Here is a 19,016-nt window from a genome sequence, read left to right on the forward strand (position 1 = left end):
CCCCCGACGATGCGGATACGAGTCCCCGGCTCACCCTTCCAGCAGCCGCTGCCCCACGTACTCCCCCTTCGCCGCGCCTCCGGGCACCGCGAACAGACCGCTCGCCTCGTGCCGGATGAACCGCGACAGCGCGTCGCCCCGGTCGAGCTTGCGCTGCACCGGGACGAATCCGCGCAGCGGGTCCGCCTGCCAGCAGACGAACAGCAGCCCGGCGTCGGGGGTGCCGTCCGTGTCGAAACCGTCGTGGTAGGAGAACGGGCGTCGCAGCATGGCCGCGCCGCTGTTCCGGTCGGGCCGGGTGATCCGCGCGTGGGCGTTGAGCGGGACGACGTACTCGCCCTTGGCGTCGGCCTTCTCCAGGTCCATCGGCGTCGTCTCACCGCCCCCGGACAGCGGCGCCCCGTCGGCCTTGCGGCGCCCGATGACCGCCTCCTGGGCCGTGAGCGAGAGCTTCTCCCAGTCGTCGAGGAGCATGCGGATACGGCGTACGACGGCGTAGGAGCCGTTCGCCATCCACGCGGGCTCCCCGGAGGCGGGCACGAAGATCCGCTTGGCGAAGTCGGCGTCGGTGGGCTTGGGGTTGCGGGTGCCGTCGATCTGGCCCATGAGATTGCGCGCGGTCATGGGGTGCGCGGTGGCGCCCGGGGAGCGGTTGAAGCCGTTCATCTGCCAGCGGACGCGGGCCGCGCCGCCCGCCTCCTTCTGGATCGCGCGCAGGGCGTGGAAGGCGACCAGGGCGTCGTCGGCGCCGATCTGCACCCACAGGTCGCCGTCGCTGCGCGCCTTGTCGAGCTGGTCGGAGGAGAAGTCGGGCAGCGGGTCCAGCGCGGTCGGGCGCTGCTTCTCCAGGCCGGTCCGCGCGAAGAAGCTGTGGCCGAAGCCGAAGGTGACGGTCAGCGAGGACGGGCCCGCGTCCCGGGCCACGTCGGTGTCGTCATGCGGGGCCGCCTCGCCCGCCATCAGCCGCTCGGCCGTCGTCGACCAGCGGCGCAGCAGGGCCGCCGCCTCCTTGCGGCCCGCTCCGGCCACCAGGTCGAAGGCGACGAGATGGCCGCGGGCCTGCAGTCCCTCGGTGATGCCGGGCTGATGTTTCCCGTGAAACATCGCGCGGCCGGCGCCGAGCGAGGTCAGCGGGGTGGCCTGCGCGGGCGCGGCGGCGTACCCGACGGCCCCGCCCGTCGCGCCGAGCACGAGCCCGGTGGCCCCGGCGGTGCCGAGCAGGGCGCGCCGGGAGACACCCCGGCCGCCGCCGGAATCGGGCCTCCGCACCCCGGAGTCGGAGGCGGAGTCGGACTCGGGCGTGCGGGCCTGGGGGATGGACTGGTCGGGCATGGTGAGGGTCAGCCGATCTGCGCGTTCTTGGAGACGGTCACCTGGTCGATGTCGGAGGTCCGCACGGTCACGGCGATCTTCCAGTCGCCGGCCATGGGGATCTGCACGCTGCTCGCCGACCAGTGTCCGGTGGTGATGTGGTCCGGGTTCACGGGAAGTGGCCCGATCTGCTTGGCCTCCAGCGTGAAGGCGACCTTCACCTCGGGGATGTCGAAGGCGCGGCCGTTGGGCCGCTGCACGTAGACGTGCATCTCGTTGCCGCCCACGCGCGCGGGGTCGAGGTCGACCCGGACGAGGCCCTTGCCGTCGGTGCCGCCGGCGTCGAAGGGCATGTCCAGGGTCAGCGTGCCGGACGAGGACGAGGACGCCGAGGAGCTGGCGGAGGACGAGGTGGCGGCCCTGGCCTCCTCTTCGGTACGGCCCGGCTCGGTCTGGGTCAGCGCGGTGGTGACGGCGAGCAGCACGACCGCGACGCCCGCCTCGGCGAACACCGAGCGGCGCAGCCCGAACCGGTTGCGGTCGGCGTTCCGGAGCCGCTTCTGCCGGGCGGCGTCCATGGCGGCCCGCTGCCGGGCGAGCTGCGCGGCGCGCTTGCCGTCATTGGTCGCCTTCGCGTTACCGGTCCCCTTCGCGTCACCGGTCTCCGGCTTCGCGTCACCGGACGCGGACTTCGACGCGGGGACGTGTTCCTTCTCGGGTTCCTTCTCGGGCTGCTTCACCTTCCGGGCGACCCTGTCCGCGACGTCGGAGAGTCGTCCCGTCCACCGCCGGGAGATCCACGCGACGCCCACCAGCAGCGCCACCAGCCCGATCTTGACCAGCAGCAGCTGCCCGTAGCCGGTGTCGGTGAACGCCGACCAGGAGCCCAGCTGGCGCCAGGACTGGTAGGTGCCGGTGGCGACCAGCGCGAGCACGGAACCGAAGGCGACCCGGGAGAAGCGGCGTACGGCGGCGGCCTCGATCGGGGCGTCGGCGGGCGCCCGGTACAGGGCGACGAGCAGGGCGCTGAGCCCGCCCAGCCAGGCGGCGACGGCCAGCAGGTGGACGACGTCGACGGGCATGGCGATGCCCGGCTGGAGCCCGGTGGAGGCGTGCTCGGCCATCGCCCAGCTCGCGGCGAGCCCGGCGGCGACGACCACCCCGCCGACGGCGAGCCCGAAGCTCAGGTCCCGCTTCTCCTCGCCCTCCTCGCGCCGGTTGTAGGCGCCGAAGAGGACGGCGATGAACAGTGCGGCGGCGGCGAGCAGCAGCAGCCGGGAGACCAGCGCGGCGCCCGTTTTGGTCTGCAGCACCTGGCCGAGCAGGTCCAGGTCGAAGACGTCCGCGAACTTTCCGGAGGTGGTGTACGCGCCGCGCAGGAGCAGCAGCCACAGGGTGGCCGCGGTGAGCGCGAGCCAGCCGCCGACCACGAGCCGCTGCAGGGCCCGTACGCCGGAGCCGCGCTGCCAGCAGGCCAGCACGAAGGCGGCGCCGCCCGCCAGCACGATGAAGCCGGCGTACGACACGTACCGTCCGAACGCGTAGAGCCCGCCCACGACTCCGCCGCCGGCCGCGGTCCCGACGCCGGAGACGACGGTCCCCGAGGGCGCCCCGATGGAGAAGGTGTAGGCGCCGGAGACGGGATGGCTGTCGGCCGAGACGACCTGGTAGGCGACCGTGTAGGTGCCCTTGGCCAGGCCGCTCCTGAGCTTGACGGCGTACGTCGTCCCGCTCACGTTGACCGGCGAGCCGACCTGGACCTTCCCGCCCTTGGGGTCGAGCACCTGCAGCGAGTCGTCGTTCATCGCCACCTTCTCGGAGAAGGTGAGCGACACCTGGGCGGGTGCCTTGTCGACCACCACCCCCTGCGCGGGGTCGCTGCCGGTCAGCGCGGCGTGCGCGGAGGCCGGCCCGGCGCCCGCGAGCAGCGCGCCGGTCACGGCGAGAAGCAGCAGCACCAGGGTCCGCAGGCGGGGGGCAATGGTCCGCGTCACAGTGGTCCCTTCCTCAGTGGCCGGTCGACGGGTTGTACGTGGCGGACTTCACCGGCATCTCGACGGTGAGGGGGCCGGACCTGGCGAAGCCGAGCTTCAGGGTGACGGTCTGGCCCTGCTCCGGCTTGCGCTTCAGCTGCTCGAACATCAGGTGGTTGCCACCGCTGCTGAACACGAGGCGACCGTGCGCGGGTATGGCGAAGGAGGTCTTCTCCTCCATGGCGCCGCCGACGGTGCTGTGCATGGTGACCTGCCCGGCGACGTCGCTGGTGACCGAGGTCAGCTCGTCCTTCGCCCCGCCCTGGTTGCTGATCGTCAGGAAACCGGCGGCCATGTCGGCGGAGACCGGCTGGGGCATGTACGACGCGCTCACGGACAGCTCGGCCTTCGAGGCGTCCGAACCCGAGCCCGAGCCGGAGCCCTTGCCCGAGTCGGTTCCCGGCCCGGAGTCCGCCCCGTTTCCGCAGCCCGCGAGGGCCAGGGCGCCGGCCAGCACGGCCGCGCTCAGGACCGTACGCCTCACGGGTTCGCTCCCTTGACGAGCTTGGGCAGGTCCTTCGTGTACTCGTCGACCGAGGCGTCCTCGCCGTAGAGGACGTACCCGCCGTCGGTCTTCGGCGAGAAGACGATGACCTGGGTGCCGTGCATCGAGACGAGCTTGCCGTTCTTGTCCTTCGACGTCGGCTCGACGGCGATGCCGACGGAGCGGGCGCCGGCCTGGATGGTGGCGAAGTCGCCGGTCAGGCCGACGAACTCCGGGTCGATGCCCTTGAGCCACTTGCCCAGCTCGGCAGGGGTGTCGCGGCCGGGGTCGGTGGTGACGAACACGACCCTGAGGTCGTCCTGATCGGCCTTGGGCAGCGCCTTCTTGGCGACGGCGATGTTGCTCATCGTCGTGGGGCAGATGTCGGGGCAGTGCGTGTAGCCGAAGTAGAGCAGGGTCGGGTGGCCCTTGGTCTCGGCGCGCAGGTCGTACTTCTTGCCGTGGGTGTCGGTGAGGACCAGGTCGGGCTTCTCGAACGGCTGGTCGAGGACGGTGGAGGCCTTGCCCGAGCCGCTCTCCTCGGAGACCGAGGCGACGGGCGTCTTGCCGTCGTCACCGCTGCCGCAGGCGGTGAGGGTCAGGGTGGCGGCGGCGAGCAGCGCGGCCGCGGCGAACGTCTTCTTGCGCATAGAAAAATGTCCCAGATGTGAAATGTCCGGCCCGCACCGGGGTCGTACGAAAGCGTCGCACGACCCCGGTGCGGGTGCGGAGCGGTGGGTCAGTTGGTGCGGCGGCGGCCGGCGAGGACGCCGTAGGCGACGCCCGCGGCACCGATGACGATGCCGACGACGCCGAGCACGCGCGCGGTGGTGTCGCTGCCGCCCTTCGAGTCGTCTGAGGCAGCGGTCTTCTCGGTCTTGTCGCCGGTCTTGGCGCCGGCGGCGTCGGAGTCGTCGGAGGCGGACGAGGCGTCGTCGTCGGAGGAGGCGCCGTGGTGGTCGTCGCCGGCGGCGGACAGCTCCAGCACCGGGGCCGGGTTCTCCGGCTCCTCCTGGCCCTTCTGCTGCATCTCGATCCAGCGCACGACCTCGTTGTCGGAGTACGTCTGGAGCGCCTTGAAGACGAGCTGGTCGGTGTCCTCGGGCAGGGCGCCGAGGGAGAGCGGGAACTTCTGGAAGTAGCCGGGCTCGATGCCCTTGCCGTCGGCGGTCCAGGTGACCTTGGTGACGGCCTCGTCGATCTTCTCGCCGTGCAGGGTGAGCGGCTTGTCCAGCTTGGACTTGGTGACCTTCACGCTCCAGCCGGCGATGGGCTCGGGCATGACCGAGGCCAGCGGGTGGTCGGCGGGGAAGTTCACCTCGAGCTTGGTGGTCGAGGCGTCGTCGCGCTCGTTGGGCACCTTGAAGTCGACGACCGCGTAACCGCCCTTGGCCGCGGTGCCCTCGGGCTGCACGCTGACGTGCGCGAAGGCGGGGGCCGACAGGACGAGGACGGCCGAGCCCGCGACGGCAGCGGCGGCGGCGACGCGGGTGGCGACACGGGACGCGGTACGGGAAACCTGCATGGCAGGAGCACTCCACTCTGAGTGAGATCCGGTGATCGGTGATGAAGAGAGGTACGCGTGCGCGTGGCGGGCCACTCGTCGGTGGGTCGCGCCGGTCGGCGCACGCGTGCGCGGCCACGCGACGGCGGCCTCTCTCCTCCGCCGGATGGGGTGGAGGGGTGGTCGCGTCGCGTCAGGCGGCGAGAGCGAAGCCGACGGCGGGCGGGCCGCGCCGGATCACCGTGTGCTGGAGCGCGGTGGTGTGCGGGGCGGGCACCTCGTCCCGGTCGGTACGAGGGCCGCGCAAGTCCGGTCCGGGCGCGGGCAGCAGCCCGGCGCACAGGGCGTGCGCCAGCGCGAGCGCCGCGCGCAGGGACCGTACGAGCGCCCCTTCCGCGACTCCTTCCGCGACGCCGTGCGCCGACAGTTCGATGAGCCGCAGCAGGGCCAGGTCGCCGCGGCGCAGCAGCCAGCCCGCGGCGAGGGCCGCGAGGACGTGGCCGAGCAGCATCGGCAGGGACGGCAGCAGTGCCGCCGTGGATCCGGTGGCGTCGCCGGCGTGGTGCATGGCGGGCATGCTGCCGACGGCCCGGCCCGAGGCGTCGATGAGGTGCGCGTCGAGCAGGAGGTGGTAGGCGTGCCCGGGGGTGAGCGCCGACGGGGTGTCCCCGCACAGCAGCCGTGCGGCCCGCTCCACGAGCGCACCGCCGCTCAGCGCTCCGTCCGCCGATCCGATGGAGCCGCCCATGGACCCCATCGAGCCGCCCATGGACCCCGCCGAGCCCATCGAACCCATGGCCCCTGTCGAGCCCATCGGCATCTGGGAGGCCATGGCCGCCGCCGCCCCGTGCTGGCCCAGCCCGAACAGCGTGTGCAGCGCGGTCTGGCCGAGCGCGAGGAGCGCGGCGATGCCCGGCAGCGAGCGGGCCCGCCCGGCGAGCGGTACGACGAGCAGCAGACAGCCCAGGAAGCCCGCGCCGAGCGTCCACAGAGGCACGCGCGCGCAGGAGGCCAGGGTGTGCCCGGCCGCGGCCAGCACGACACAGACCGCGGCGAACACCGCGGCCCGCAGGATCCGGACCTCGAGTCCGGGGCGCGTCGTGCGTGCGTGGGGGGCTGTCATGGCGGGGCTCATCATCGCACTGCGCTCACTCGCGCCACGCGGCAGGCCCGCCGGATTTCGCCACGAGCCGGGATTCCGCCCCGCTCGGAGGATCACCCTCCGTCGCGAGCCGAGCCATCGAGCGCCCCTGGTACGCGCCCCCGCGCGCCCCCACGCACGCTGCCGGGAGCCGTCCCCCATACACCGATTCGTCCCGGGGCGCATCGCCCATATGGGCCGAGTCACGTCAACGGGGTGCTTACAGGGGCGCACGGACGGCAATACGTAACGGTATGTCGAGCCGCGGCCGGGAGGCTGGAGCATGAGCATCTGGTGGTCACTCCATCTGCGCCGCGAGGCCGCGAGCGTGCCGCTCGCCCGTCGGCTGCTGATCGGCACGATGGAGACGGCGGGCGTCGACCCGGACATCTCCTACGACCTGTCCGTCGCCCTCAGTGAGGCCTGCGCGAACGCCGTCGAGCACGGCGGTGACGCGGCGCGCGGGGGCACCTCCGAGGCGTACCGGGTGACCGCCTATCTGGACGGCGAGAAGTGCCGTATCGAGGTGGCCGATTCGGGCCCCGGGTTCGCCCGCGCCCTTGACATCCGGCCGGCCCGCGCGGAAGCCGAGGACGGCCGGGGCCTGTGGCTGATCCGGGAGCTCGCCGATCATGTGCACATCGGCGCCAAGCCGGGCCGGGGCGGCACGGTGGTCAGCTTCGACAAGATCCTCAAGTGGAAGAAGGACCCGTCCCTGCTGACGGCATGACGGTCCCCGCAGGGAGGCCGCGCCGCTAGGGTGCGCGCATGCATGCCGAACCCCCTCAGAACCAGCACGCGGACCAGGAGATAGCGGTCGGCGTGACCATGCGCCGTCTCACCCGGGGCGACGCCCCCGCGCTCGCCGCCGCCTACACGGAGAACCGCAAGCACCTGGAGCCGTGGGAGCCGGTCAGGCCGGAGTCCTTCTTCACCGCCGCGGGCCAGGCGGACCGCATCGAGGGGCTGCTGCGCCAGTGCGCCGACGGAACCGCGGTGCCCTGGGTGTTCGAGGCGCAGGGCGACCAGATCGTCGGGGCGATCACCCTGTCCGGGATCACCCGGGGGCCTTTCTGCAGCTCCTATCTCGGGTACTGGGTGGCCGCCGACCAGCAGAACCGGGGCCTGGCCACCGCCGCGGTGGAGCGGGTCTGCCTGCTCGCCCGGGACTCGGTCGGACTGCACCGCATCGAGGCGTCCACGCTCATCGGGAACACCGGCTCGCAGCGGGTGCTGCGGAAGTGCGGGTTCGAACCGATCGGGCTCGCCCCGAAGTACCTGCACATCAACGGCCGATGGCAGGACTGCCGGCTCTTCCAGCGTGTCCTGCACGACCACGCCCCCGGTCTGTGACGCGAGACGGCCGGGTACTGGAACTCACCAGCACCCGGCCGTGAAGCCCGGTCAGCGCCCGGTCAGCCCTTCAGGGCGGCCATCCACGCCTCGACCTCGTCGGAGCGGCGCGGCAGGCCGGCCGAGAGGTTCGTGTTGCCGTCCTCGGTGACGAGGATGTCGTCCTCGATGCGGACGCCGATGCCCCGGTACTCCTCGGGGACCGTCAGGTCGTCGGCCTGGAAGTACAGGCCCGGCTCGACGGTGAGCACCATGCCCGGCTCCAGGACACCCTCCACGTACGTCTCGGTCCGCGCGGCGGCGCAGTCGTGGACGTCCATGCCGAGCATGTGGCCGGTGCCGTGCAGGGTCCAGCGGCGCTGCAGGCCGAGCTCCAGGACGCGCTCGACCGGGCCCTCGACCAGGCCCCACTCCACGATCTTCTCGGCGAGCACGCGCTGGGCGGCGTCGTGGAAGTCGCGGTACTTGGCGCCGGGCTTGACGGCCTCGATACCGGCCTCCTGGGCCTCGTACACGGCGTCGTAGATCTTCTTCTGGACCTCGCTGTACGTGCCGTTGATCGGCAGCGTGCGCGTGACGTCGGCGGTGTACAGGGTGTGGGTCTCCACGCCCGCGTCCAGCAGGAGCAGGTCGCCGGAGCGGACCGGGCCGTCGTTGCGCACCCAGTGCAGCGTGCAGGCGTGCGGGCCGGCGGCGCAGATGGAGCCGTAGCCGACGTCGTTGCCCTCCACGCGCGCGCGGAGGAAGAACGTGCCCTCGATGTAGCGCTCGCTGGTCGCCTCGGCCTTGTCGAGGACCTTGACGACGTCCTCGAAGCCGCGGACGGTCGAGTCGACGGCCTTCTGCAGCTCGCCGATCTCGAAGTCGTCCTTGACCAGGCGGGCCTCGGAGAGGAAGACGCGCAGCTCCTCGTCGCGCTCGGCGGTCACCTTGTCGGTGAGGGCCGCCTCGATGCCGGCGTCGTAGCCGCGCACCACGCGGACCGGGCCGGTGGCTTCCTTCAGCTTCTCCGCGAGCTCGCGGACGTCGGAGGCCGGGATGCCGTACAGCGCCTCGGACTCGGTGAGGGAGTGGCGGCGGCCGACCCACAGCTCGCCCTGGCCGGAGAGCCAGAACTCGCCGTTCTCGCGGTCGGAGCGGGGCAGGAGGTAGATCGTCGCCTCGTGGCCGTCGCCCTTCGGCTCCAGGACCAGGACGCCGTCCTCGGTCTGGTTGCCGGTGAGGTACGCGTACTCGACGGACGAGCGGAACGGGTACTCGGTGTCGTTCGAGCGGGTCTTCAGGTTGCCCGCCGGGACGACCAGGCGCTCGCCCGGGAAGCGGGCGGAGAGCGCGGCGCGGCGGCGCGCGGTCTCGGCGGCCTGCGGGATCGGCTTCAGGTCACGCAGCTCCGTGTCGGCCCAGCCGGACTTCATGTTCTCGGCAAGCTCGTCGGAGACGCCCGGGTACAGGCCGTTCTTCCGCTGCTTGATGGGCTCCTCGGACTCAGTTTCCGGGGTCTCCGGGGTGAGTTCGTCGGCCACGTGATCCTCCTCGGTACGGCGTGTGATCTCCCCCGGTGGCCCGGCGCTCGCGGCTGTGACCGCGCGGGGGCCTCCATCATCGTACGGTCGTACCGCATGTGGACCCGGGCCGGATGACCTGTTATGCCCGGTCATGCAGTCCGGACGCTCAGTCGAAGCGCGCCGCCAGCAGCACCACGTCCTCCTCGCTGTCCGCCGCGTCCAGGCCGCCCGGCAGGACCGTGCGCAGCACGTGGTCGGCCATGGCCCCGGGGTCGGAGCGCAGGCTGCGGGGGATGCTCGCGGCCGCCGCGTGCAGCCGGGCGAAGGCGCGGTCCATCGGGTCGCCGGTACGGTGCAGCAGCCCGTCGGTGTAGAGCAGAACCGTCTCTCCGGCCTCGGCCTGGACCTCCACGCTGGGCGCCTCCCAGCAGGCGAGCATGCCCAGGGGGGCGGAGACGGAGGTCTCGGCGAACTCGGTGCGCCGCTCGCCGATCAGCAGCGGCGGGCTGTGCCCGGCGCCGGCCAGGGTGACCTTGCGCAGGGCGGGCTCGCAGTAGGCGAACAGGGCGGTGGCGGAGCGGGCGGGCTCGGTCAGCCGCAGCAGCAGCTCCAGGTCGGACAGGACGGCCACCGGGTCCTCGCCCTCCATCACGGCGTAGGCCCGCAGGGAGGCGCGCAGCCGGCCCATCGCGGCGACCGCGCTGGGCCCGGAGCCGGTGACGGAGCCGACGGAGAGGCCGAGGGCGGCGTCGGGCAGCGGCAGCGCGTCGTACCAGTCGCCGCCGCCGCGCGGGCCGGTGCGGTGCCGGGCGGCGAGCTGGACGCCGGGCACGCGGGGCAGCCGGGAGGGGAGCAGCTCCTCGGTGATGGTCGCCGTACGCGCGCGTGCGCGTTCCACCTCGACCAGCAGGGCGAGGTGCTCGGCGGCGTGGCGGACGTACAGGCCGATCAGGTGGCGGCGGTGCTCGTCCGGTTCGGCGGGCTCGTCGTAGAGCCAGACGGCGGCGCCGAGGCGGCCGGACGCGGCGGACAGGGGGAGGGCGTAGCTGGCGGCGTAGCCGAGGCGGGCGGCCACCTCGCGGTGGCGGGGGTCGAGGCCGTCCTCGGCGAGCAGGTCGGCGTGCACGATCTCGGCGGAGGTGCCGGTGCTGGTGGCGGTGTTCGTGCCGCTGCCGGTGTTCGCGCCGGTGTCGAGGAGGGCGCCGTAGGGCAGGGAGCCGCGCGGCACGGTCTCCATGTGGCCGAGGTCGGCGCGGCCGAGGCCGAGGCCGAGGGTGGTGCGGGGGCCGAGTCCGTCGCCGGGTTCCAGGACGACCAGGCCGCGGCGGGCACCGACGAGGGCGGATCCGGCGCGCAGCAGTTCCTCGAGGGCCGGTTCGAGCGCGTCCGTGCGGCAGAGGCGCTCGGTGAGTTCGTGGAGGGTCGTGAGGTCCGAGACCCAGCCGGCCAGCCGGTCCTGGAGCAGGGCGCCGGGCGCGGGGGCGGCCGGGGCGGGGACGGAGGGGGTGGTGTCCGCGGAGGGTCCGGCGTCGTGCGTGGGGGAGGCGGGCGCGACAGTGTGTGCGGGCGTGGGAACCGTTGGATCGATTCCGGCCACTTTCGGAGGGTGCGGGGCGTTCATGGCGTCCGGCTTTCAGGCCGGTGCGTATTGCTCAAAAGCATCGCAAACCCCCATGTCATTCTGCGCCGCTAGCAGTGTCTCCACATGTACACGCACTCGTGAGGGGATGTCCAGCATTGTCCTGCCGGGATTCCTGGTGTCCATGGGTCTGAAGTGGGTTTCCGCAGAAACCCTTGCCTTACTGCCAAGTTGGCTGAAAACTGCCTCGGGTATCGGTTCATTGCGGTCGACTGGGCTTGCTCCACGGAGCGTCACAGCGGTCGTGATGGGTACGTACTCGGTGAAGGCCAGGGGTGGTTGGGGGCCACCCGGAACCTGGCGACGGACCCGGGCGTCATAGCCACCGACGGCCGAGCCCCATCCTCCCGTGGCGGAGGCGGAGAGAAACACGCGCGACGGCAAAACGCCAGACTTCGCCACCCCCACGCCGCAACCGTGCTTTTGATAGACGCGGCAGACGCACGACGGACGCGGACGCGGCCAATGCTCGAACCCCAGGGGTTCCCCCTGCCGTGCGCAGGGGTGTGATGCGCCAACAGGTACGCCCAGTGAAGTGATCGACACATGGTGTGGCCCACGGTGTTGCCAGCGGTGCAACGGAAAGGAACGAGCGCTCATGCGCGAGATCCTCGGAAGGCGACGCAGGCTCCTGTCCAGGCGGAACGACGGGAGGCCTGAGCTGATCAGCGCGGCCCTGACCTTCGCGACGGAATGGCAGTGGCCCGTACTCCCGGGCGTGGCCCCGGACCCGCAGGGCCGGGCCCGCTGCGGCTGCCCCGACCCGGAGTGCACGGTGCCCGGTGCGCACCCCTTCGACCCCGGGCTGCTCGCGGCCACCACCGACGCGCGCATGGTGCGCTGGTGGTGGACCAACCGCCCCGGCGCGCCGATCGTCCTCGCGACCGGCGGCACGGCCCCCTGCGCGGTCAGCCTGCCGGCGCCCGCCGCGGCCCGTGCCCTCGACCTGCTCGACCGCCGGGGCATGCGCCTCGGCCCGGTGATCGCCGCCCCGACACGCTGGTTCCTGCTGGTCAAGCCGTACTCCATGGAGCAGCTGGGCGAGCTGCTCTACGCCAAGGACTTCGTGCCCGGCTCGCTGCGCTTCCACGGCGAGGGCGGCTATCTCGCCATGCCCCCGTCCGAGACCGGTCAGGGCGCGGTCCGCTGGGAGCGTGCCCCGCTGCCCGGCTCGGCCTCGCCCTGGGTGCCCGATGTGGAGGCCGTGGTGGACGCCGTGGTCGACGCCCTCACTCGTACGGGTGTGAGCGCGCCCGAGTTGTAAGGGTGTCGGGCGCGGGCGGACCTGGATGTCCCTGCGCGCTCGTTATCTTCCGCCCATGCTGCGAATTTCTGGGGGGCCAGGCACCCGGCGGGCGCGCCACGGCGGGCGGGACCCCCGAAGGCTCCGATTGCTCGCCCTCGTGGGCATCGTGGCGGGCGTGATCGCGCTGCCGCTGGCCGTGTCGTCCACGGGACAGGTGGGCGAGGCGACGGGGACCGCGGGAAAGGACGCGCCGGCCCCCGTCCACGCGCCCGAGGGGGACGACGCCAGGACGGTCCCCGGCATCCCGGCCGCTCCCGCCGGCACGCCCCGTCTGCTCGGTCTGGGCCTGGCCACCGCCGCCCGCTGCGGGCCCGAACTCTCCTCCCCCGACGGCATCGAGGCGCAGACCTGTGTGCTGACACAGGGCGAGGACACCTGGGCGCGCACCTACTACCGCAACACCACCGGCGAGGCCGTGGACTCCGTGCTGAGCCTGATGGGACCGGCCGGCCGGACCGTGCAGACGCACTGTGCCACCGGTACCGACGACGAGCCCGCCACCTGTGAGACGCCGCGCGAGCGCACCCGGGGCGGGCCGGACGCCTACACGGCCGTCACCGAGTTCGCCGGGCACGGGGCCGACGGGCCGCTGCTGCTGCGCTCGGGCAGCAACTCCGAGCAGCAGAGCGGGAGTTGACGAGCAGCAGAGCGGGAGTCGACGATCGCGACGCGCGGTACCGCGCACGCGGACATGGAAAGACCCGGTTGCTGGCGACGGGGGATGCACCAGCAACCGGGCTACTGGAACGGTAACAAGAGATCGGCGGTTCGCAAATTCGATCTCGGCTATTCGGACACCGATTTACCTGTTCTTGCCGGGAGTTGTGACAGGAGTCACCCCGGCTCGGGGTCCTGACGGCGGCTGACCGGTCGGTCAGCCGCCGTCGGTGTCCTCCGTCCGCGTCAGCTGAGCGTGACCTGGCGGTTGGTCAGTCCGCCGCGCGCGCGGCGCTCGTCGGCCGTGAGCGGCTCGGTGGCGGCGAGGGCGGCGGCGAGGCGCTCGGCGAACTCGGCGGCCGGCTTCTCGATGTCCTCGGCGCGGACCTCGCTCGGCAGGTCCCAGACCGGCACGATGAGGCCGTGAGCACGGAAGGACCCCACGAGCCGGGTGCCTTCGCCGAGGCTGGAGCGGCCCGCCGCGTGCAGCCGGGCGAGAGCGTCCAGAAGCTGCTCCTCCGGGTGCGGCATGACCCAGCGCAGGTGGTTCTTCTCCGGGGTCTCGCACCAGTACGCGGCGTCCACGCCGGACAGCTTCACCGTCGGGATGGCGGCGGCGTTGGCCCGCTCCAGGGAGGCGGTCACCTCCGGGGTGGCGTTCTCCGCGTCCGGCACCCAGAACTCGAAGCCGCTGTGCACAACTGGCTCGAAGGCGCCTTCGGGATCGAGCACCTCCTGCAGCCGGGGACCCCCGGCGGGGGCGCGGCGGCCCTGCACCGGGGTGCCGGGCTCCGCCTCCAGCGCGCGCTGGAGGGTGTCGGCGAGGTCGCGGCTGATGTCGCCGGACGCCGTGTCGTTCTGCAGGCCGAGCAGGACCGAGCCGTCGTCGCGGCGCAGCGCGGGCCAGGCCATCGGGAGCACCGTGGCGAGCGTGACCGACGGGACGCCCTCGGGCAGCCCGTCCTTCAGGGTCAGTTCGACCGTGGCGGCCGGGACCAGCTCGCGCAGCGCCACCCAGTCGCACTCGCCCGGCAGCCCCTCGAACGGGCGCTGCACCAGCTCGGTCACCGCGTGCGCGGCGGCCCGGCCGTGGCACGCCTTGTAGCGCCGGCCGCTGCCGCAGGGGCAGGGTTCGCGGGCGCCGACAACCGGGATCTCTCCATCTGTGATCTGCGGGCGCTTGGCCTTCGTCTGGGGTCGCTTCTTGGCCATCGTGGGTGTCTCCCGGTTACGGCTCTTCTGGTACGGCGGGAGCCTAGCCGTTCGAGCCCGGACCGACGGGAACCTGTGGACAACCGGCACGCGGGCCGCGCCGACGGTGTGAACCGATGGACCAACCTCGCCGTTGCGACGGGCCCGCTGGTTCCGGCCCGCTCAGTCCAGGTTCTCGAAGGCGTCCGCGAAGTCCAGCTCGTTGAGCCCGGGGGCCGAGGAGGCCGTGACGCGCGTAGCGTAACCGGCGCGGCGGCACCCGGCGTCGGGATCGTGCACGTCCTCGTGGACCACCACCCAGACCGTCACCTGGCCCTGGATGTCGTCCCGTACACCCCAGTCGTCGGCGAGCGCCTCGACGATGTTCAGCCCGCGGCCGCCGTGCGCGGTGACCGACGGGGTCGCCGGAGCGGGGCGGGTCGGGCCGCCGCCGTCCGTCACCTCCACGACGAGCCGCCCGCGCGCGTCCACCCGCCATGCGGCGCGGACGGCGCCGTCCCCGGCGAGCGCGTCGCCCAGGGGGCGGCCGTGTTTGCACGCGTTGCTCAGTAGTTCGGAAAGAATCAGTACGGCGTCGTCGATGACCGATTCCGACACACCGCCGCTGCGCAGCTGCGCCCGCATCCGGTGTCTCGCCTTCCCCACGCCCGCCGGGCCATGGGGTACGGCCATGCTCGACGACGTGGGCACCTCCTGTGCCACCACCAACGCCACCCCCGAGACCTCCTTTGCCCCACGCCACGGTGTGGATGCCCCATTGGCCTGTACCGGAAACCGGCCAATCCTCTTCCGGTGACGCATTCGCACCGTGCGACTACGGTCCGAACGCGCCGGAGCACTCCCCGTGAGGGTCCTGGCGTCGTGTGGCTGGATTTCAATGGTGTGGCCGAGAACGGAGAATGGCCGAGCCCCGGCGGCGGGGTCAAGAGGCGCGAGCGGGTCCTTACCCCGCTCTTGTGCCGCCCTCGCGCCCGCGTCAGCGGCCGAGTCGGCGCAGCACCGCGCGCGGGCGGTTGGTGATGATGGCGTCGATGCCCAGCTCGACGCAGAGGTCCACGTCCTCGGGCTCGTTCACGGTCCACACATGCACCTGGTGGCCGGCTCGTTTCAGCCGCTCCACATACCCCGGGTGACTGCGCACGATCCGGATCGAGGGGCCCGCGATGCCCACCCCCGCCGGCAGCCGTCCGTCGCGCAGCCGGGGCGAGAGGAACTGGACCAGATAGACCGTCGGCAGCGTCGGCGACGCGGCCCGCACCCGGTGCAGCGAGCGCGCCGAGAAGCTCATGATCCGCACCGGCGACTCGGCGGCCGACGGCGGCGCGTCCAGCCCGAACCGCTTCAGCAGGTGCAGCAGCCGCTCCTCGACCTGTCCCGCCCAGCGCGTGGGGTGCTTGGTCTCGATGGCCAGTTCCACCCGCCGGCCGGCGTCCGCGACCAGCTCCAGCAGCCGCTCCAGGGTGAGGACGGAGGTCTCCTCGCGGTCCTCGGGCCGGTGCTCCCAGTCGGGCTCCTCGTCCCGGCCGCGCCAGGCGTCGCGCGACTTCCGGGAGCCGAAGTCCAGGGCGGCGAGATCGGCCAGCTCCAGGGCGGAGACGGCGCCGCGGCCGTTGGAGGTACGGTTCACACGCCGGTCGTGGACGCAGACCAGATGGCCGTCGGCGGTGAGTCGTACGTCGCACTCGAGGGCGTCGGCACCGTCCTCGATCGCCTTCCGGTAGGCGGCCAGGGTGTGTTCGGGCGCGTCTTCCGAGGCTCCCCGGTGGGCGACGACCTGGATGTGGTGCTGTGGTGCGTGGGTCACCGCGTCATGGTGCCACCGTCGCGGGGTACGTGGGGCGGCGTGGGCGGTCCGTGCGGCGAACGTGGGCATACATTCTGCCCGCTTATGTAACTTTTGCCGGAAAAGTTCTATATAAAGGGTGGCGCCGGACCCACAGCCACCGCTTATGGTGCTCTGACGGCCCGTGGGAAAAGCTGACTGCATACAGCAGCCGTGGATCGAGGAGAAGAGCTGTGAGCACCGAGAACGAGGGCAACGCGGTACCCCCGGCCCCGTCCGCACCTCCCGTGCCGGTGGAATCTCCCGCTGCTTCCCCGCAGGGCCCCGCGCCCGAGGGAGAAGCCCCGACGGCCCAGCTGCCGCCGGTGCCCCCGGGCACCCCCGGCACGCAGGAGCAGGGCGCGGCACCGGCGGCTCAGGCCCATCCGAGCCCGGCCGGCGACCCCGCACCCACCGGCCCCGAAGCGGCCCGGCCCGCAGGCCCGGCCCCCGACGCGCACCACCCCTACGGCAGCCCGGCCCCCGAGGCCCAGCAGCAGCCTTACGGCCACCCGGCCCCCGACGCCCAGCAGCCCTACGGCAGCCCGGCCCCCGCCGGCGCCTGGCCGCCCCCGCCCGCCGCCGCGCACGCCACGCCCGGCTACGGCGGCTCCGGTGCCGCGGGCACCGGCTGGGGAGCGTCGTACCAGCAGCCCGCCCCCAAGCCGCGCAACGGCCGCGGTGGCTTCATCGCGGCCGTCCTGGTGGCCGCGCTGGTCGCGGGCGGCATCGGCGGCGGCATCGGCTACACCCTGGCCAAGGACAACGACGGCACGGGCTCCACCACCGTCTCCTCCGACACCAGCGCCTCGCAGGTCAAGCGCGCCCCCGGCACGATCGCCAACGTGGCCTCCAAGGCGCTGCCCAGCACCGTCACCATCGAGGCGGAGAGCACCAACGGCGAGGGCGGCACCGGCACCGGGTTCGTCTTCGACACCCAGGGCCACATCGTCACGAACAACCACGTGGTGGCCGAGGCCGTCGACGGCGGCAAGCTCACGGCCACGTTCCCGAACGGCAAGAAGTACGACGCGGAGATCGTCGGCCACGCGCAGGGCTACGACGTCGCCGTCATCAAGCTCAAGAACGCCCCCTCGGACCTCAAGCCGCTCGCCCTCGGCAACTCCGACAAGGTGGCCGTCGGTGACGAGACCATCGCCATCGGTGCCCCCTTCGGCCTGTCGAACACCGTCACCACGGGCATCATCAGCGCCAAGAACCGCCCGGTGGCCTCCAGCGACGGCAGCTCCAGCAGCAAGGCGTCGTACATGAGCGCCCTGCAGACCGACGCGTCGATCAACCCGGGCAACTCCGGCGGCCCGCTGCTGGACGCCTCGGGCGCGGTCATCGGGATCAACTCGGCGATCCAGTCCTCCAACAGCGGCGGCTTCGGCTCCGGCCAGTCCGGCTCCATCGGCCTGGGCTTCGCGATCCCGATCAACCAGGCCAAGTACGTCGCCCAGCAGCTGATCAAGACCGGCAAGCCGGTGTACGCCAAGATCGGCGCCTCCGTCTCCCTGGAGGAGTCCACCGACGGCGCGAAGATCACCGACCAGGGCGCGGGCGGCTCCTCACCGGTCGAGTCCGGCGGCCCCGCCGACGAGGCCGGCCTCAAGCCGGGTGACGTCATCACCAAGCTCGACGACTCCGTGATCGACAGCGGCCCGACCCTGATCGGCGAGATCTGGACCCACAAGCCCGGCGACAAGGTCACGGTCACCTACAAGCGCGGCGGCCAGGACCACACGGCGACCCTGACCCTGGGCTCCCGGGTCGGCGACAACTGACGCACCGGCCCGCACGCGCGCGTGAGGGGCGCCTCTCTCGGGGGAGGCGCCCCTCACACACGCGGTACGGCCGCCACGGCAGCACGCACGCCTACGGCCTGAGCCCCGCCCAGCCCCCACGACCGGCCCCGATCCCGGTACGCTGTACCCGCCCCGCCCCAGGTGGGCGGTGCGGGGAGGCGTGCCCGAGCGGCCGAAGGGAACGGTCTTGAAAACCGTCGTGGCAGCGATGTCACCGTGGGTTCAAATCCCACCGCCTCCGCGCAGTTGAACGGCCCCGGACCGGGGAGACGGTCCGGGGCCGTCGATGTTCCCCTGGGGGAGGGCCATTTGGGGTCCGGCCCTTCCGGCCTGGGCACGTCACTTGGTCCGTGCGTCGTGACGGCATTGTCCTGATCCCGTGACACAGGCCGATTCGATGGTGCGCCGTGCACCCGGAGGGCGTTACGGTCCGGATCCGGGCCGGCCGTTCGGGCCGCCCGTGACCACATGACCAGGGGGGACGTCCCAGATGAACGCCAATCGCCTCAGACCCGTCGCCGTCGCGCTCGCGGCCGCCGCGCTGGCCGCCGTGCTCACCGGGTGCCAAGGAGACGACTCCGCCGCGGGGGCCGGCGGCACGCCGAGCGCCGGTACGACGGCCGCTTCGACGCCGGGCACGGCGGGCGGCAAGGGCGGGGACAAGGCCAAGGGGACGGGCACGGGGACGGGTACCGGTAAGGGCACGGGTACCGGCACCGGCACGGGCACCGGTAAGGGCACGGGTGCCACCGCGGCCGCGTCGCCCGGCTCCAAGGGCACCGGATCGGGCAAGAGCGCGGCACCGGCCGCCGACTGCGTCACCAAGGCGCCGGACCCGGACCACGTCGACCCCGACGAGTTCGCCCTGTACCGGACCGAGGAACTCCCCGGCAGCACCGGCAAGGTGAACCTCGTCATCCAGCACGGCGCCTGGGGATGCGCCGGCGGGGACGGTGACGGCAAGCCGTTCGTCGTCACCGGTGAGGACGCTCGCTGGGCCATGGACCAGGCCGCGTACGTCACCGCCACCAACCCCATCGTCAGCAGCAGCACGAACCAGCGCATCGGCGTGCAGGAGCTGATCGACTGGGTCGAGGCGCACCCCGACTCCGGCCTGGTGTTCAAGTACGAGACGGGCGCCGACGGCTCCATCGACCGGCTGGAGCAGGTCTACGCACCGTAGTCGCCCACCTGCCCCGCACACGATCGCGAAGGGCGCCCCTCGCCTGAGGGGCGCCCTT

General features: G+C 72.6%; 17 protein-coding genes and 1 tRNA gene. 7 read left to right on the top strand and 11 right to left on the bottom strand.

What is annotated here, in order from left to right; translation table 11 throughout:
• Positions 1-30 precede the first annotated feature (30 nt).
• The 6 genes from efeB to ABZ865_RS18055 all read right to left on the bottom strand — a co-directional run bounded on the left by efeB (position 31) and on the right by ABZ865_RS18055 (position 6,455).
• Positions 31-1,332, bottom strand: a complete 1,302-nt coding sequence (efeB, locus tag ABZ865_RS18030) for an iron uptake transporter deferrochelatase/peroxidase subunit (protein ID WP_361230975.1) — start codon at positions 1,330-1,332, stop codon at positions 31-33.
• Between the two features lie 8 nt (positions 1,333-1,340).
• A complete protein-coding gene (locus ABZ865_RS18035; RefSeq protein ID WP_361230977.1) occupies positions 1,341-3,305 on the bottom strand; it encodes a copper resistance protein CopC in 1,965 nt (654 codons plus the stop codon).
• Between the two features lie 13 nt (positions 3,306-3,318).
• Positions 3,319-3,828 (bottom strand): copper chaperone PCu(A)C, encoded by a 510-nt coding sequence (locus tag ABZ865_RS18040; RefSeq protein WP_361230979.1) that lies wholly within the window; start codon positions 3,826-3,828, stop codon positions 3,319-3,321.
• Positions 3,825-4,478, bottom strand: coding sequence for an SCO family protein (locus tag ABZ865_RS18045; RefSeq protein ID WP_361230981.1), 654 nt, complete (start codon positions 4,476-4,478; stop codon positions 3,825-3,827). Before ABZ865_RS18045 ends, ABZ865_RS18040 begins: the two co-directional genes overlap by 4 nt.
• Before the next feature lie 89 nt (positions 4,479-4,567).
• Positions 4,568-5,353 (bottom strand): YcnI family protein, encoded by a 786-nt coding sequence (locus ABZ865_RS18050; protein WP_361230983.1) that lies wholly within the window; start codon positions 5,351-5,353, stop codon positions 4,568-4,570.
• A 172-nt stretch (positions 5,354-5,525) separates the two neighbouring features.
• Positions 5,526-6,455: a hypothetical protein gene (locus ABZ865_RS18055; RefSeq protein ID WP_361230985.1), complete on the bottom strand. Its 930-nt coding sequence runs from the start codon at positions 6,453-6,455 to the stop codon at positions 5,526-5,528.
• A gap of 301 nt (positions 6,456-6,756) precedes the next feature.
• Between ABZ865_RS18055 and ABZ865_RS18060 the strand changes: the two genes are divergently transcribed.
• A complete protein-coding gene (locus ABZ865_RS18060; RefSeq protein WP_361230987.1) occupies positions 6,757-7,203 on the top strand; it encodes an ATP-binding protein in 447 nt (148 codons plus the stop codon).
• Positions 7,204-7,301: 98 nt separating this feature from the next.
• Positions 7,302-7,826 (top strand): GNAT family protein, encoded by a 525-nt coding sequence (locus ABZ865_RS18065; RefSeq protein WP_361231213.1) that lies wholly within the window; start codon positions 7,302-7,304, stop codon positions 7,824-7,826.
• A 62-nt stretch (positions 7,827-7,888) separates the two neighbouring features.
• Here the strand turns inward: ABZ865_RS18065 and ABZ865_RS18070 are convergent, their stop codons facing one another.
• Entirely contained in the window at positions 7,889-9,349 is a 1,461-nt protein-coding gene (locus ABZ865_RS18070; RefSeq protein ID WP_361230989.1) for an aminopeptidase P family protein, read from the bottom strand.
• Between the two features lie 148 nt (positions 9,350-9,497).
• The gene (locus ABZ865_RS18075; RefSeq protein WP_361230991.1) at positions 9,498-10,952 is read right to left on the bottom strand and encodes a PP2C family protein-serine/threonine phosphatase; all 1,455 of its coding nucleotides are present in this window, start codon (positions 10,950-10,952) and stop codon (positions 9,498-9,500) included.
• Positions 10,953-11,568: 616 nt separating this feature from the next.
• On the opposite strand from ABZ865_RS18075, the gene ABZ865_RS18080 reads away from it, so the two are divergent.
• Together ABZ865_RS18080 and ABZ865_RS18085 are read left to right on the top strand one after the other, a co-directional pair.
• The gene (locus tag ABZ865_RS18080; RefSeq protein ID WP_361230994.1) at positions 11,569-12,234 is read left to right on the top strand and encodes a bifunctional DNA primase/polymerase; all 666 of its coding nucleotides are present in this window, start codon (positions 11,569-11,571) and stop codon (positions 12,232-12,234) included.
• 157 nt (positions 12,235-12,391) lie between these two features.
• Positions 12,392-12,913 (top strand): hypothetical protein, encoded by a 522-nt coding sequence (locus ABZ865_RS18085; RefSeq protein ID WP_361231215.1) that lies wholly within the window; start codon positions 12,392-12,394, stop codon positions 12,911-12,913.
• 266 nt (positions 12,914-13,179) lie between these two features.
• On the opposite strand, the gene ABZ865_RS18090 is transcribed toward ABZ865_RS18085, so the two are convergent.
• The 3 genes from ABZ865_RS18090 to ABZ865_RS18100 all read right to left on the bottom strand — a co-directional run bounded on the left by ABZ865_RS18090 (position 13,180) and on the right by ABZ865_RS18100 (position 15,949).
• Positions 13,180-14,145: a DUF5926 family protein gene (locus ABZ865_RS18090; protein WP_361230996.1), complete on the bottom strand. Its 966-nt coding sequence runs from the start codon at positions 14,143-14,145 to the stop codon at positions 13,180-13,182.
• A gap of 162 nt (positions 14,146-14,307) precedes the next feature.
• Positions 14,308-14,946: an ATP-binding protein gene (locus tag ABZ865_RS18095; RefSeq protein WP_361230998.1), complete on the bottom strand. Its 639-nt coding sequence runs from the start codon at positions 14,944-14,946 to the stop codon at positions 14,308-14,310.
• A 175-nt stretch (positions 14,947-15,121) separates the two neighbouring features.
• On the bottom strand, positions 15,122-15,949 hold the full coding sequence (locus ABZ865_RS18100; protein ID WP_361231000.1) for a glycerophosphodiester phosphodiesterase: 828 nt from the start codon (positions 15,947-15,949) through the stop codon (positions 15,122-15,124).
• Between the two features lie 212 nt (positions 15,950-16,161).
• On the opposite strand from ABZ865_RS18100, the gene ABZ865_RS18105 reads away from it, so the two are divergent.
• The 3 genes from ABZ865_RS18105 (at position 16,162) to ABZ865_RS18115 (ending at position 18,958) form a co-directional block, all read left to right on the top strand.
• Entirely contained in the window at positions 16,162-17,754 is a 1,593-nt protein-coding gene (locus ABZ865_RS18105) for a trypsin-like peptidase domain-containing protein (RefSeq protein WP_361231003.1), read from the top strand.
• A gap of 175 nt (positions 17,755-17,929) precedes the next feature.
• A tRNA-Ser gene (locus ABZ865_RS18110) sits at positions 17,930-18,016 on the top strand.
• A 249-nt stretch (positions 18,017-18,265) separates the two neighbouring features.
• Positions 18,266-18,958, top strand: a complete 693-nt coding sequence (locus ABZ865_RS18115; protein WP_361231005.1) for a hypothetical protein — start codon at positions 18,266-18,268, stop codon at positions 18,956-18,958.
• The last annotated feature ends 58 nt before the right edge of the window (positions 18,959-19,016 follow it).

This window comes from Streptomyces sp. NPDC047085, from assembly GCF_040643735.1.
Taxonomy (GTDB): domain Bacteria; phylum Actinomycetota; class Actinomycetes; order Streptomycetales; family Streptomycetaceae; genus Streptomyces.

Coding starts and splice junctions, on each gene's coding strand:
- efeB (WP_361230975.1), bottom strand. CDS start 1,332: ATGCCCGACCAGTCCATCCCCCAGGCCCGCACGCCCGAGTCCGACTCC.
- ABZ865_RS18045 (WP_361230981.1), bottom strand. CDS start 4,478: ATGCGCAAGAAGACGTTCGCCGCGGCCGCGCTGCTCGCCGCCGCCACC.
- ABZ865_RS18050 (WP_361230983.1), bottom strand. CDS start 5,353: ATGCAGGTTTCCCGTACCGCGTCCCGTGTCGCCACCCGCGTCGCCGCC.
- ABZ865_RS18055 (WP_361230985.1), bottom strand. CDS start 6,455: ATGACAGCCCCCCACGCACGCACGACGCGCCCCGGACTCGAGGTCCGG.
- ABZ865_RS18060 (WP_361230987.1), top strand. CDS start 6,757: ATGAGCATCTGGTGGTCACTCCATCTGCGCCGCGAGGCCGCGAGCGTG.
- ABZ865_RS18065 (WP_361231213.1), top strand. CDS start 7,302: ATGCGCCGTCTCACCCGGGGCGACGCCCCCGCGCTCGCCGCCGCCTAC.
- ABZ865_RS18075 (WP_361230991.1), bottom strand. CDS start 10,952: ATGAACGCCCCGCACCCTCCGAAAGTGGCCGGAATCGATCCAACGGTT.
- ABZ865_RS18080 (WP_361230994.1), top strand. CDS start 11,569: ATGCGCGAGATCCTCGGAAGGCGACGCAGGCTCCTGTCCAGGCGGAAC.
- ABZ865_RS18090 (WP_361230996.1), bottom strand. CDS start 14,145: ATGGCCAAGAAGCGACCCCAGACGAAGGCCAAGCGCCCGCAGATCACA.
- ABZ865_RS18095 (WP_361230998.1), bottom strand. CDS start 14,946: ATGCGTCACCGGAAGAGGATTGGCCGGTTTCCGGTACAGGCCAATGGG.
- ABZ865_RS18115 (WP_361231005.1), top strand. CDS start 18,266: ATGAACGCCAATCGCCTCAGACCCGTCGCCGTCGCGCTCGCGGCCGCC.